Annotated in this window: 12 protein-coding genes and 4 tRNA genes; 7 read left to right on the forward strand and 9 right to left on the reverse strand. The window is 42.5% G+C overall.

Annotated elements, in window-relative coordinates:
• The first annotated feature begins 633 nt into the window (after nt 1–633).
• The 3 genes from pgk (at nt 634) to D0T66_RS08615 (ending at nt 3,118) form a co-directional block, all read left to right on the forward strand.
• Nucleotides 634–1,896, forward strand: coding sequence for a phosphoglycerate kinase (gene pgk / locus D0T66_RS08605; protein ID WP_163356865.1), 1,263 nt, complete (start codon nt 634–636; stop codon nt 1,894–1,896).
• 194 nt (nt 1,897–2,090) lie between these two features.
• Nucleotides 2,091–2,534 carry a hypothetical protein gene (locus tag D0T66_RS08610; RefSeq protein ID WP_163356866.1) on the forward strand — a complete coding sequence of 148 codons (444 nt, stop codon included), beginning with the start codon at nt 2,091–2,093 and terminating at the stop codon, nt 2,532–2,534.
• Between the two features lie 14 nt (nt 2,535–2,548).
• Nucleotides 2,549–3,118 (forward strand): hypothetical protein, encoded by a 570-nt coding sequence (locus tag D0T66_RS08615; protein ID WP_163356867.1) that lies wholly within the window; start codon nt 2,549–2,551, stop codon nt 3,116–3,118.
• A gap of 108 nt (nt 3,119–3,226) precedes the next feature.
• Here the strand turns inward: D0T66_RS08615 and miaB are convergent, their stop codons facing one another.
• From miaB to D0T66_RS08660, 9 genes are all read right to left on the reverse strand, one after another.
• Entirely contained in the window at nt 3,227–4,588 is a 1,362-nt protein-coding gene (miaB, locus tag D0T66_RS08620; RefSeq protein WP_163356868.1) for a tRNA (N6-isopentenyl adenosine(37)-C2)-methylthiotransferase MiaB, read from the reverse strand.
• Between the two features lie 92 nt (nt 4,589–4,680).
• Nucleotides 4,681–5,181 carry a DUF6438 domain-containing protein gene (locus D0T66_RS08625; protein ID WP_163356869.1) on the reverse strand — a complete coding sequence of 167 codons (501 nt, stop codon included), beginning with the start codon at nt 5,179–5,181 and terminating at the stop codon, nt 4,681–4,683.
• 3 nt (nt 5,182–5,184) lie between these two features.
• Complete coding sequence (locus D0T66_RS08630; protein WP_163356870.1) at nt 5,185–5,460, reverse strand: hypothetical protein; 276 nt, start codon at nt 5,458–5,460, stop codon at nt 5,185–5,187.
• Between the two features lie 1,154 nt (nt 5,461–6,614).
• Nucleotides 6,615–7,718, reverse strand: coding sequence for an LA_2272 family surface repeat-containing protein (locus D0T66_RS08635; protein WP_163356871.1), 1,104 nt, complete (start codon nt 7,716–7,718; stop codon nt 6,615–6,617).
• 1 nt (nt 7,719) lies between these two features.
• Nucleotides 7,720–8,817: a M48 family metallopeptidase gene (locus D0T66_RS08640; protein ID WP_163356872.1), complete on the reverse strand. Its 1,098-nt coding sequence runs from the start codon at nt 8,815–8,817 to the stop codon at nt 7,720–7,722.
• Nucleotides 8,818–8,881: 64 nt separating this feature from the next.
• Complete coding sequence (gene rsmG, locus D0T66_RS08645; protein WP_163356951.1) at nt 8,882–9,505, reverse strand: 16S rRNA (guanine(527)-N(7))-methyltransferase RsmG; 624 nt, start codon at nt 9,503–9,505, stop codon at nt 8,882–8,884.
• Nucleotides 9,506–9,515: 10 nt separating this feature from the next.
• Nucleotides 9,516–10,364 carry an RsiV family protein gene (locus tag D0T66_RS08650; RefSeq protein WP_163356873.1) on the reverse strand — a complete coding sequence of 283 codons (849 nt, stop codon included), beginning with the start codon at nt 10,362–10,364 and terminating at the stop codon, nt 9,516–9,518.
• Between the two features lie 64 nt (nt 10,365–10,428).
• Nucleotides 10,429–11,772 (reverse strand): dihydrolipoyl dehydrogenase, encoded by a 1,344-nt coding sequence (gene lpdA, locus D0T66_RS08655; protein ID WP_163356874.1) that lies wholly within the window; start codon nt 11,770–11,772, stop codon nt 10,429–10,431.
• Nucleotides 11,773–11,837: 65 nt separating this feature from the next.
• Nucleotides 11,838–12,824, reverse strand: coding sequence for an adenosine kinase (locus D0T66_RS08660; protein WP_163356875.1), 987 nt, complete (start codon nt 12,822–12,824; stop codon nt 11,838–11,840).
• Nucleotides 12,825–12,910: 86 nt separating this feature from the next.
• Here D0T66_RS08660 and D0T66_RS08665 point away from each other — a divergent pair.
• The 4 genes from D0T66_RS08665 (at nt 12,911) to D0T66_RS08680 (ending at nt 13,296) form a co-directional block, all read left to right on the forward strand.
• A tRNA-Asn gene (locus D0T66_RS08665) sits at nt 12,911–12,984 on the forward strand.
• Nucleotides 12,985–13,014: 30 nt separating this feature from the next.
• Nucleotides 13,015–13,088: transfer RNA gene (locus D0T66_RS08670), tRNA-Asn, on the forward strand.
• Nucleotides 13,089–13,118: 30 nt separating this feature from the next.
• Nucleotides 13,119–13,192 (forward strand) — tRNA-Asn (locus tag D0T66_RS08675).
• A gap of 30 nt (nt 13,193–13,222) precedes the next feature.
• Nucleotides 13,223–13,296 (forward strand) — tRNA-Asn (locus tag D0T66_RS08680).
• Nucleotides 13,297–13,349: the final 53 nt, after the last annotated feature.

A 13,349-nucleotide genomic window follows, 5' to 3' on the forward strand; every position in this document is an offset into this window, starting at 1 on the left:
AAAGAAGAGCTATAGAATAGTAAAAATCATATTTGCAAGAAAAAATGACAATCCAATGTTGAAGATAGAGTAAAAGATGTCTGATTATTCACATACACACCCTAAGGGCATCCGCTTGTTATTCAGTAAATTGTCTTTCAACTTTATGTCTATTCGGGATTATTGCTTGCGAAAGTAGCATTCCTTAAAAAACTGGATACGCGCACTCTTTCGGACACATTGGATTGTTTTTTATTAAATAATAATCAGCAGCTGAAATTATATCTATAAGTTTATCAATATTGAAATAGTTGACGGGGTTATCAGTTACGAGTTATTTCGCACTACGGACAGTAACAAGTTGCGAGAAAAAGTAACCCGACAGAAAACACTCAAAAATAAGTAGAGGTTTGGAGTTTTCTGCGCTCCTCGAAACAACGTCCGACGAACGAAGGTGAGTCAATGTTAATTGAGGCTTTGGGGGAGGTAGAGTTCAATCTATGGATAACCCTCCAGTTTCTTTATGCAAAAAATCGACGGTCCCGCCCGGTTATTTTGGTGTAAATTTTGTATATTTGTACTCGCAAAAAAGAGGAGTCTTTTCCTTCTTGTATCTGCTTATAAATTAATATTTTAAAATAACGTAAGATTATCATGATTACAATTGACAAATTCAACTTTTCAGGTAAGAAAGTCTTTGTCAGAGTAGACTTCAATGTTCCACTCAACGACAAATTCGAAATTACTGACGATACACGTATCCGTGCGGCAATGCCTACATTGAAAAAAATCATAGCTGATGGAGGAAGCCCTATTATCGCTTCGCACCTTGGCCGTCCGAAGGGAGTAGAAAGCAAATACTCTTTGAAACACATATTACCTCGCGTATCGGAACTGTTGGGCGTAGATGTTCAATTTGCTGATGACTGTGTGGGTGAAAGCGCTGGGGTAAAAGCTGCAGCCCTTCAACCGGGAGAGGCTCTTTTGCTCGAAAACCTTCGCTTCTATGCCGAAGAAGAAGGAAAACCTCGCGGATTGGCAGATGATGCAAGCGAAGAAGAAAAAGCTACAGCCAAGAAGGCTATCAAAGAAAGCCAGAAAGATTTTACAAAGAAATTGGCTTCTTATGCAGATGTATATGTAAACGACGCTTTCGGTACTGCGCACCGTGCACACGCATCTACAGCGCTTATCGCAGACTATTTCGATGCCGATCACAAGATGTTCGGATTCCTGATGCAAAAAGAAATAGACGCAGTAGAGAAAATCATGAAAGATCCTGCTCGTCCGTTTACAGCAATCATCGGAGGTTCGAAAGTATCATCCAAAATAGATATTATCGAAAACCTGCTCTCGAAAGTAAATAACCTTATCATCGGTGGTGGTATGGCATTTACATTCGAAAAGGCTAAAGGCGGTAAAATAGGAAACTCACTTTGCGAAGACGACAAGCTCGAATTAGCAAAAGAAATCATGAAGAAGGCCGAAGCAGCAGGCGTAAATCTTGTATTGTCTTCTGACGCTAAAGCCGGAGATTCATTCAGCAACGATGCTAAATCGATTATTGCCGAAGCCAATAATATCCCTGACGGATATATGGGATTGGATATAGGCCCTAAAGGCGAAGACGAATTTGCTGATGTAATAAAAGCATCTAAGACTATCCTTTGGAATGGACCGGTTGGCGTGTTCGAATTCGATAATTTCGCACACGGCTCTCAAGTGGTAGCCAAAGCTATTGTTGATGCTACTGCTGCGGGAGCATTCTCGCTCGTAGGCGGAGGCGACTCGGTTGCATGTGTTAATAAATTCGGTTACGCAGACAAAGTGTCATATGTGTCTACAGGCGGAGGTGCATTACTTGAATTCATTGAAGGTAAAGTCCTTCCGGGTATCAAAGCAATAAGAGGTTATTAATCTTGACAATCAGTATTTAAGCAAAATACATTTAAAATAAAAAAGACCTGAGCAATAACACATGCTCAGGCTTTTTTATTTTATTAATGAGAAAAGATTTCAAAATATAATATTCTGTTGTATATTTGCATATAGGTAAGTTAAATAGATAGATATAAAGTAATATTAAGGCAATTTTAAACTCAATAGAAGTTATGGCACTAAAAATACTTAGTAGAAAAAATCTGAATGTAGCTTTGCGATGTACTCTGCAAGCTAATGGGCGTCTTTGTTTCACAACAGACGCGCTGAGAGAATTGGGCTTAAAGAAAAGCCAGGCAGTCAAATTCTTCGAAGATGAAGAAGGTCAGATGTATCTCTTATTCGAGAAGAAAATTAATAAGGATAACTTTCCTCTCACCGGAGCAGGACGTTACCTGAACCTTAATTCGGCACTGTTCTTCGAGTCATTGGGTGTTGACTTTGTGCGCTATTCCATTACATACGAACTGATTCCTCAATACGAAGAAGAATTGAAGAAGACTGTTTTCAGAATGGAGAAGCAAGTCCTTCCCCGTACCAAAGAAGAGATAGAAAGAATTAAGAAGAACGCGGTTAAGCGCAGAACTACCAAACGCGTCGCCAAAACAGAGAAATAAGCCGAATGTCTGTAATGAAAAAAACTCGGAGGTCCAAATACTTCGAGATGGAAGAAGTAGGCGAACAAGAATTGTACTGTTTTATCAATGTCTCGGGAAATATCCGCTTCAATAAGTATGCGAGCGAGCAGTTGCGGTTAGATAAGTATACTTCGGTTCAGTTTGCATATGACGAAGAGGTCGATGCCCTCTATATGATACCACGTAGAAAGCATAAAAAGGAAGATGACTTCTTCACGCTTAGACGGTTTGAGAGATACCATCAGGTTTATATGATAGAGTTTTTCCTTAATATGCCGGCATTTTCCGATTACAGGAAGTTTCTGTATGTTTTCAAACTCGTTCCCGAATATCGCTCCGAATTGAAAAAGAATATTTGGAAGATGGAGTTCGTACTGAAGAAGGACCGCAAGGATGTATCGAGCCGAAATTCGAAGATGAAACCTCGTATCAAGAATCGTATCAAACAAGCGTCATTGGAGCAGCACAAGAATCCGAAACGTCGCGCCCGCCGGTCATCTGTCAAAACAATCAGCCGGATATGGGAAGACCGGAAACAGAAATTGAAGAGACGTATAAGATAATCTACAGTTAATATGATAGAGTAAGAAGAGGCTATTCCTTATTAGGATAGTCTCTTCTTTTATCTTTTAATCCTTGCAATTGTCTAAAGGTGAGGTGTTTGCTGGCGGTTAAATCTCCTCTCCAAACAAAGTGGCAGAGGTGTTGTCCGTAACGCGGACTTTGACCAATTCGCCTATGCGATGATTTCCTTTATCGAAAATCACGACTTTATTTTGCGATGTCCGCCCGAAAAGCTGTTCCTTCGAACGCTTGGAGAAGCCCTCGACTAATACTTCGAATTCTTTGCCTACATCCTGAGTGTTACTTCTTAGCGAACATTCGTTTTGCAGGTCGATAATCTCCTGCAAACGCCGTATTTTGACTTCTTCGGGTATGTCGTCGGCCAGATGGCGCGATGCATACGTTCCCGGGCGTTCGGAATACTTGAACATAAACGCCGAGTCTAAGCAAACTTCGCGCATCAATGACAGTGTCTCTTGGTGGTCTTCCTCTGTTTCGGAATGATAACCACACATGATGTCGGTCGATAATCCACATCCCGGGATAATACGGCGGATAGCTTCGATGCGGTCGAGATACCAGGCGCGGTCGTAACGGCGTTTCATGATTTCGAGCATGCGTGTGCTTCCGGATTGTACGGGCAGATGAATGAACTTGCACAGGTTGTCATAAGCTGCTATGACTTCCAACGTCTCGTCTACCATGTCGGTAGGGTAGGAGGTCGTAAAGCGGATGCGCATATTAGGGGCTGCTTCGGCAGCCAGACGCAGCAGTTCGGAGAAGTCGACGACTTTTCCTCCTTCTTCGTAGCGATACGAATTGACGTTTTGCCCAAGTAGTGTTACTTCCTTAAATCCTTTGTCGCGCAGGTCGGCAAGCTCGTTCAGGATGCTGCGGGGCTCACGGCTGCGTTCGCGTCCGCGTGTGTATGGGACGATGCAGTACGAGCAAACCTTGTTGCAGCCGCGCATGATGGATATGAAACCCGAAATGTGGTTTCCTCCTATACGCAGCGGAATAACATCTTTATAAGTTTCGGTTTTAGAAAGCTGTACGTTAATGGCCTTTTCGCCACTTTCGGCAGCACCCACCAGATTAGGCAGGTCGAGATAGGCATCGGGGCCGACTACTACGTCGGCGTGATGTTTTTCAATCAGCTCTTCTTTTACACGTTCCGCCATACAGCCCAATACGCCGATAATCATATTTGGCTTCCGCTTGCGACGGATGGCATTGAAATACTCGAGCCGTTGAATAACTCGTTGTTCGGCATTGTCGCGCACCGAACAGGTGTTGACAAAGACTGCATCGGCATCTTCAAACTTATCGGTAACGGTATACCCGCCCATTTGCATGACAGACGCAACGACCTCGGAATCTGCCACATTCATCTGGCATCCGTAAGTCTCGATGAACAGCTTCTTTTCGTCAGTCACGGATTTAAAGTCCGTTTCTTTCTGATTGTTCATTCTGATATATTTTTAGTTTAAAAAGTGTACAAAGGTAACATTTTTAGCTAACCTATGTGTCTTAAATTTTATTAGAAGACTGGCTGGATTATTCAATATTCCAGTTGCCTTATTTCCTCAGTTCTTTCTAACTCTCTGTTATTGCCTATTACATTGAGGAAATTAACCAACTCTTCTGCTTTATCTGGTATTTCAACTGATTTCAGATACTTTTGTTTCCCATTGTAGTAGATGATTAGCGTTGTTTTCGATAAATCCATAATATTACTCTCTGGAAACTCCAATGTATCTAAGTCGCAATTTTTCAATAAATTCAATAGATAAGTGTAATTGCTTTCCGATAATTTTCCTTTGAATCGACCACTGTTCAGTGGGTCTGTTTCGCTTTTTGTCTTGAAATATTCTCTTTCTATATAGATATTTCTTTCATTGTCAATCTCCAAGGAAATGGTTGGGCAAGTTCCGTTACAACGACTTTTATGAAATATGAGTTTCGAAAAATTCATCTGATTGTCTCCTCTGTTTTCTTGGGTTTTGCAAGAAGAAAATGTTAATAATAGAACCAAGATATATAAAATACTACATTTTCCCATTTCTTATTCCTCCATTATTGTCCATCGGAAACTTCCCGCCTCGCGTACAGCCGTTTGCCCCGGCTGCATGTCCGGCAACTTTTTCAATACAGGTTCCATTTCAAGGATTTCTTCTACCGAAACGACATAGGGATTTTCGTCCTCATCAAATTCCTCGTCGCCGAATAATTGCCAGTCGCCATCTTCGTCGTAAACGACATACGTCACTGTCGAACCTTTGGTCAGCACATGCTCGGTTGTCAGTACTGCCTTATGCTTATTTTCTTCTTTTAATTTCATTATGCAAATATAAAGATATATACTATTTCATCCTTTTTCTTCGGGTTAATTGTAAATAAAAAGTAACATACCTCTACTTATTTTCGGGCATTTTCTGTCGGGTTACTTTTTCCCGCAACTTGTATACTCGTATACTTATCAGCTTAATAATTATTTAACCACGAAGAGCACCAAGTTTTTCTAAGAACACTCCCCCAAAAAGTAACAAACCTCTATTTGTTTTGAATGTTTTTCGGCGAGTTACTTTTTATTACTTAACCGCAGAGGCCACAAAGGTTTTACACCAAGTTCACAAAGGAGCAGCCGTGCTCTGTCATGCTGAGCGAAGTGAAGCATCTCGTCGCGTAATCGGAACGAGACCTCTCACATCCATTCGAGGTGACAAAAAAGTAACAAACCTCTACTTATTTTTGAGTGTTTTCTGTCGGGTTACTTTTTCTCGTAACTTGTATACTTATCAGCTTAATAATTATTTAACCACGAAGAATACCAAGTTTTTCTAAGAACACTCCCCCAAAAAGTAACAAACCTCTATTTGTTTTGAATGTTTTTCGGCGAGTTACTTTTTATTACTTAACCGCAGAGGCCACAAAGGTTTTACACCAAGTTCACAAAGGAGCAGCCGTGCTCTGTCATGCTGAGCGAAGTGAAGCATCTCGTCGCGTAATCGGAACGAGACCTCTCACATCCATTCGAGGTGACAAAAAAGTAACAAACCTCTACTTATTTTTGAGTGTTTTCTGTCGGGTTACTTTTTCTCGTAACTTGTATACTTATCAGCTTAATAATTATTTAACCACGAAGAATACCAAGTTTTTCTAAGAACACTCCCCCAAAAAGTAACAAACCTCTATTTGTTTTGAATGTTTTTCGGCGAGTTACTTTTTATTACTTAACCGCAGAGGCCACAAAGGTTTTACACCAAGTTCACAAAGGAGCAGACGCGCTCTGTCATGCTGAGCGAAGTGAAGCATCTCGTCGCGTAATCGGAATGAGACCTCTCGCATCCATTCGAGGTGACAAAAAAGTAACAAACCTCTACTTATTTTCGGGAATTTTTTGGCGAGTTACTTTTTCTCGTAACTGATAACCCCGTCAACTATTTCAATATTGATAAACTTATAGATATTATTTCAACTGCTGATTCACATTCTTTAGAAACAATATTGCACTCCGGCCGTATACCCCATATATAGTTGTTTGTACGAAGGTCCGTCTAAGTCCTGCCACAAATAGAAATGCGGAAATAAAGTTTTATGCGCCTCGTCGTGGGCTAACATATAACTAAGCGTAGGGCCGGCATATATTTCTATCCTGTTGCTCAACCTTAATGTGGGCAATACCCGTAAGCTCGGATTGAAGATATGTTTGTAATTATAATCTTTGTCGTATGGCGTGAAGGGATTGAGGCTAAGCCCTAAACGTAAGCGGGGACTGGCAAGGTGCGTTTTACCCATATAAGTCAGCGCTATTTCATTGTCTATGCGGAATCGTTTGCAGAAGCGTAAATGTACGCCCCAACCGCCCTCGACGACCAGCATATGTTCGCTCGAACGGACATTATATCCCGCTCCGATAATGCCATAGAAGAGCCTTCCACCCGAACGGAAGGTCGTTAAAAGGTTGCCCAGCCTGTCGAAACGCAGACCGAGGCTTTTGTGTCCGCTTTTGGTTATGTTTACCCAGCCTAATTGATAATCGTTTTCCTGAGCGATATTGAGCAACCCGAGCTGAAGACCTTTCCCCTCGCTTCGCTGATTAATCAACCCCAATTGCAGTCCTTGCTGATGCTTTGTCGTATTGAATCCTCCAATCTGGACACCCTGCATATTTTCCTGCGCCAGATTGTATATTCCTATCTGCACGCCACGATGACTGTGCCTGCTGAAATTTATTGCCGAAATGCTAAGTCCGTCGTAATAGTGCGAACGGTTGTATAGCCCGGCAATAGATACACCGCTCCCGTGGCGGTGAATCCGGGTTGCCAGCCCGGAAAGCTGAAAGCCTTTTGCTTCATTTCTCACAGAGCTGAAAATGCCACTGAAAAGAAAGCCGTTTTCGTTGTATGATTTTCCGTAAATCAGATTCAGCGACAAACTGTTTGTGTAAGAAGGAGCCTCCTGTCCTTGCGTATTTACCTTGCCGATAATACCCAATTTCAGGAAATCCTTTTTTATATTCTCTGTCGTTTGCTCTTGGGCAGATAAGTATGCCGTAAATAACGATAGGCAAATGATGCCCAAAAGTCTTTTTGTCATTTTATGGGTTAGCTGTTCTTACAAATTTGTTGTCGTGAGTGATTTGGATGGGATTTGCTGTAAACCAGTTGACAAATCTATCCCATTCCTGCTGATTTTCAGCATGCCATTCGTCGAAGGCATCGAGGTCGCCCTGCATCAATATCCAATGGTTATAGGCGTTCATCAATCCCAAGGCTTGTATCTCTTTCTGGAAAGTGAACAATACATTCGGGTCGGATTCTCCGTATTTTTCCGTGTATATGGTGACGAACTTATTGCGGATAGTATTGAGAGATGTCAAGTCGATTTCTTTTGGGGCGGGGAGTACAGCTTCCTTCATCACAGAATCGTATACACTGCTGTTGTATGCCTGGCTCAAAGCCTTCAACAAATAAGCTGCATCGCCCGACTTTTTCTTGTCTAAATAGATTGTTTGTTCTTTCTTCGTAAACGAAAGGGCAACAGTGGTGTCGTTGACTATTGTTATATTATTCTTGTACGTATCGTAAAGCAATTTGCTTATTTCTTGTGTTCTACGGCTATTCCGTTCGAGGTTCATAAATATCTCGCCGTAAATCATCCCCCAGTTTTTCTCCTCTGTGTCCAGGTTGAACATCTTGGCTGCCCAATAGTAGTTGGATGGGAAAATAGGATCGGCTTCTATACCTTTCTCAAAGATAGCCAATGCTCCATTATAGTCTTCCTGTCGCATAAGAGTTACCCCTTTGTTGAGGTAGAGAATACCTTTTTCGGGGAATTTCTTTAGCGCGTCGTCATAAGTCTTTAATGCTTTTTTAGACTCTCCCAGTTCGTCGTAAGCATTGCCAATCATTCCGTATAACAGGTGGTTGACATCTTTATGCTTTTCGAGCTTTTTCATTATTTTGATAGCCTCCTTGTAATCCTTTTTCAAGTAATAGGCATATCCTAATTCATAGCCTGCAACGTACGAATCCGGTTCTTCCTTGAGTACCTCATTCAGCAGGATTATACTTTCGCCGATATTGCCGCTTTCCATCAGCTGTATGGCTTCTTCTATCTTGTCATTGTTAGTTTGAGCCTGTATCGTTTGGAAGAAAATAACAGACAACAGGCAAAGAAATATCGCTCTTTTCATAAGTTGTATTATTTAAGTGTGTCTGCCGCTAAAGATAATAGATTATTCCGAAAAAAGCGATAGTTTATATTAAGACATAAATAATCTTTTTCGTCTTGAAAAATTCTTCCTCGAAGAACATGGATAAATCATCCGCTTCGGCCGTTTTCTTGAAAGGATGCATTTCGCCGTCCAGATTGCCACCTTTCAGACAGATGATTCCGTTCGGGAGAGCGTTGCGGTTCTCTTTCGATATATTTTTGCGCACTATTTTGACCAAGTCGGGCAGAGGCATTACGGCACGGCTGACAACGAAGTCGAATTTTTCTTTCACCTCTTCGGCACGCGTATGGCGGCATTCGACGTTTGTCAGTCCTATTTCGGATGCGATTGCTCCTGCCACTTTGATGACCTTTTTGCCGATGCTGTCTACCAACAGGAATTTACATTGCGGAAACAGAATAGCCAACGGTATTCCCGGGAATCCGCCGCCGGTGCCCACGTCCATAATGTGCGTTCCGTCAGAGAATTGTATCAGTTTGGCTATGGCAAGCGAGTGCAATATGTGGTGCTCGTAGAGGTTATCTATATCCTTTCGGGAGATAACATTGATTTTGCTGTTCCAGTCGGTATATAACGGGCCTAACGCTGCAAACTGTTCTTTCTGTTTGTCGCTCAGCTCGGGGAAGTATTTCAGAATGATATCGATATCCATCCGTTTAATTATAGAAATGTGAAATAGGAGAATTGTCTTTTAACAGGGAAATTATTTCTTCATACGGCATGTGAATCGTAATAGCACCTACCGATTGAGGGGCTATCTCTCCCTCGTTGAAGGTATAGTCTATCCCCGTTTCGTTGACAATGAAGTTGTTGTTGAACGGGATATCTTCGATGCCGAAAAAGCCTAAATCTTCCATCAGTTGCTGTGTAGACTCGGCTTTGTTTTGCTTCAATATCTCGGCAACGAAAAATTCGCCTAAAGTGTCTTTATATTCAGGGACGAAGATGTCTTCTTCGTTCAAGCGCTTACCTGTTTTCGTGTCGAATACTAAATTTTGATAGTAAGTAGAAGAGTTCGCTCCGCCCTTGTAATCGCGCGATACGATTTGATAAGAAAGAATCCCGCCTTTATCGAACAATACATGTGTATTGATTTTCTTGTAATAAGAGAAATAGTCCATCGTTTCGCCCGACTTTTCCCAGTCAGGGAAGCGCATTACTACATCCTGTTTGTAGTTTTCTACATACGCTTTTTTATATTTCTCCAAAGCCTCCCGCGCAGGCAGCGATAAATAGCTTTCGTCTTCGAAAAGGTAGACGTTCAACTCATTTTGTATCTGCGAAAGGATTTTTTCATCCTCATACTTGTCAGGATAAATATAGGTAACTTGCAATGAGCAAGAAGGTTTGACCGAATCATTGTCGAGATGGTATATCTCTACAACGCTTAGCGTATCGTAAGCGATATTATTCGGTGTTTCGTTGGCTGCTGTCCGTTTGCAGGAAGCGCAGCACAGCAACGTTACTAATAGGCACGGAATCAATCCGTAAATAACTTTTCTCATAAATATATAAATCTACTGGAACTGCAAAGATAGTACAAAATGAGGCAGTAGCCTCTCAAAAAAATCATTCGGCAAACAAAGATTCGTGAAGAATCTCACCCACAGTAGGATGTGGGAATACGATTTTTTGGAACTGGTCTACCGTATATCCTTTTTCGATGGCTATGCCCGCAATGACAATCAATTCCGATGACGGATTGCCAAGCATATGGCAACCGATAATAATATCATCCTTGCTTAGAATCAACTTGCAAAAGCCGTTGCCCAATTCATTTTCTGCGACAAAACGTCCCGAATATGCCATCGGCAGTTTCACGATCTTAGAGCCTTCTATTTCCCCTTCCAAAGCGCCTACTCCGGCTATTTCAGGGTTTGTATAGACCACACCCGGAATAGCATTGTAGGACATCTGATCGGAAGTCCCTGTCAGATGGTTCACGGCAACTTCGGCTTCGCGTACGGCCGTATGCGCCAATAGCGAATAGCCTGTTACGTCGCCACAAGCATAGACCGAAGGATGGGAAGTGTGCATATGCTCGTCGACTTTTACACCTCTGCCATGCAGTTCTATGTTCAACTTTTCTAACCCGAGCCCGGCAATAACCGGCCTCCTTCCCGTACTAAGCAGGAGTTGTCTGGCTTCTATTTCTATCCTTTCTCCGTCTTTCTCGGCAACGACCTTTTCAGCAGTCACCTCTTGCACTTTTGTGTCGAGATAGAATGCGATGCCGGCTTTGGTATATTCGGCACGAAGCATTTCGGCCGATTCCTTATCCATGTTGGCCAATATCTCGGGCAGCATTTCTATCACGCTGACTTTCACACCCAGTGTGTGGTAAAAGTAAGCAAATTCCATCCCGATAACTCCGCCGCCGATAATAGCCAACGATTCGGGTAGTTCTTTGCAATCCAATGCTTCGCGGGATGTCCAATACGAAACCGAATCCAGCCCTTTTATCGGTGGGATTATCGTTTCCGAGCCGGTGCAAAGCAATAGCTTCTTCACTTCATAGGTTTCACCTTCGCAACTGATAAGGATATGCTTATTTTCGTTTTCGCCTTTTATTTCGGCATTACCGTTCACTATTACAGTTTCGTGCGCATTCAGCTTCTGTTTGATTCCGGCAACTAACTTGCGTACGACTTTATTCTTACGGGCTATTATCTTAGCCAGATCTGCCGATGCCTCTCCCGATACATGTATACCGTATTTGGCAGCACTCCGTATAGAGGCTAACGTTTTGGCCGAATACAATAGCGTTTTGGTCGGAATACAACCTTCATTCAGGCACACTCCGCCTAACGCATTTCGCTCGAACAAGATTGTTTTAAGCCCTTTTGCTCCTGCACGTTCTGCGGCTGTATATCCTGCCGGCCCGCCCCCGATAATAGCTAAATCGTAAATCATAGTATTTAGATTTTAAGTCCTTTTTATATTATTACAAATATAAGCATTGTCCGATACCAAGCAAGTTAATCGGCAATAATCTCTTGTATCTTTGGTTTAATGGCAGCCCATTGTTGCTCTGTTATTTTAGGGCCGATGACTTGTATAACATTTTCGGCTAATAGCGCCCCGATTAATCCGCATTTCTCCAACGAAAGGTCGTGGATAAGCCCGTACATAAAGCCTGAAGCATACAAGTCGCCCGCGCCTGTGGTATCTACGCAATCGACTTCCCGGGCAGGGATAAAGACTTTTTCTTTTCCACGTTGTGCCCACGAACCGTTTGCTCCGGCTTTGACAATCGCCACTTCGACCATTTCAGCCAAACGCGAAACAGCTTCTTCCGGCGTAACGTCTTTCCCGTAAAGGGATTTAGCTTCTTCTTCGTTGGCAAAAACAATATCGACCTGAGACGGGATAATTTCCAATAGAAAATCCTTGCTTTCTTCCACCACATTGTAGCTGGCAAAGTCGAGTATCACCTTCAGCCCCGCTTCTTTGGCCATATAGATAGCTTGGCGGATGAGGTCGTAGCTTTGCACGAGATAGCCCTCGATATAGAAATAGTCGTATCCTTCGAATTGTTGTTTATCCAGTTCGTTGGCATGGAGTAGCGCAGCTGCACCCAAATAAGTGCCGAAGGTGCGTTCTCCGTCCTGCGAAATGAAAGTAGTTGCTACGCCCGATGTTTCGTCTACCTCGGAGAGTAGGGGAGCGACGCCGTATTTCAGCAGGTCATCCCGGTAGCGTTTGCCGAAAGTGTCTTTCCCGATACGTCCGATAAACCCTGTTTTGATGTCCAGGCAAGCTAACCCGACTATCGTATTGGCAGCTGAGCCGCCCGATACCACTTCGGCGTTGAGCTTCTGTATTTCATCCGATAATTCGGCAAAACGTTTTTCGTCTATCAATTGCATGCTTCCTTTCGGCAGATTCAATGTTTCGAGCAGTTTATCATCGGCAATACGAGCCAAAACATCTACAAGGGCGTTGCCCATTCCTAATACTTTCATCTACTATGTTTAATTTTTTTGTCAAAGATATTGCATAATTCAGAAATATGCCCTACTTTTGCCTCACTTTTGAGTAATAAAAACATTCTTCCTTAGCTCAGTTGGTTAGAGCACCTGACTGTTAATCAGGGGGTCCTTGGTTCAAGCCCAAGAGGAAGAGCAAAGACAAAAGTATTGCTCAAAAGTATATTCTTCCTTAGCTCAGTTGGTTAGAGCACCTGACTGTTAATCAGGGGGTCCTTGGTTCAAGCCCAAGAGGAAGAGCAAAGACAAAAGTATTGCTCAAAAGTATATTCTTCCTTAGCTCAGTTGGTTAGAGCACCTGACTGTTAATCAGGGGGTCCTTGGTTCAAGCCCAAGAGGAAGAGCAAAGACAAAAGTATTGCTCAAAAGTATATTCTTCCTTAGCTCAGTTGGTTAGAGCACCTGACTGTTAATCAGGGGGTCCTTGGTTCAAGCCCAAGAGGAAGAGCAGAAGCCGCAGAACAGTTTTGTTTTGCGGTTTTTTTGTTTATATTTATAGCC

The sequence above is a fragment of the Dysgonomonas sp. 25 genome (assembly GCF_010501075.1).
Classification (GTDB): Bacteria; Bacteroidota; Bacteroidia; order Bacteroidales; family Dysgonomonadaceae; genus Dysgonomonas.

Bases quoted from the DNA above. Each gene is read 5' to 3' on its own strand.
- lpdA (WP_163356874.1), bottom strand. From the start codon at position 11,772: ATGATTTACGATTTAGCTATTATCGGGGGCGGGCCGGCAGGATATACA.
- D0T66_RS08630 (WP_163356870.1), bottom strand. From the start codon at position 5,460: ATGAAATTAAAAGAAGAAAATAAGCATAAGGCAGTACTGACAACCGAG.
- D0T66_RS08640 (WP_163356872.1), bottom strand. From the start codon at position 8,817: ATGAAAAGAGCGATATTTCTTTGCCTGTTGTCTGTTATTTTCTTCCAA.
- D0T66_RS08660 (WP_163356875.1), bottom strand. From the start codon at position 12,824: ATGAAAGTATTAGGAATGGGCAACGCCCTTGTAGATGTTTTGGCTCGT.
- D0T66_RS08615 (WP_163356867.1), top strand. From the start codon at position 2,549: ATGAAAAAAACTCGGAGGTCCAAATACTTCGAGATGGAAGAAGTAGGC.
- D0T66_RS08635 (WP_163356871.1), bottom strand. From the start codon at position 7,718: ATGACAAAAAGACTTTTGGGCATCATTTGCCTATCGTTATTTACGGCA.
- pgk (WP_163356865.1), top strand. From the start codon at position 634: ATGATTACAATTGACAAATTCAACTTTTCAGGTAAGAAAGTCTTTGTC.
- D0T66_RS08610 (WP_163356866.1), top strand. From the start codon at position 2,091: ATGGCACTAAAAATACTTAGTAGAAAAAATCTGAATGTAGCTTTGCGA.
- D0T66_RS08625 (WP_163356869.1), bottom strand. From the start codon at position 5,181: ATGGGAAAATGTAGTATTTTATATATCTTGGTTCTATTATTAACATTT.
- D0T66_RS08650 (WP_163356873.1), bottom strand. From the start codon at position 10,364: ATGAGAAAAGTTATTTACGGATTGATTCCGTGCCTATTAGTAACGTTG.
- miaB (WP_163356868.1), bottom strand. From the start codon at position 4,588: ATGAACAATCAGAAAGAAACGGACTTTAAATCCGTGACTGACGAAAAG.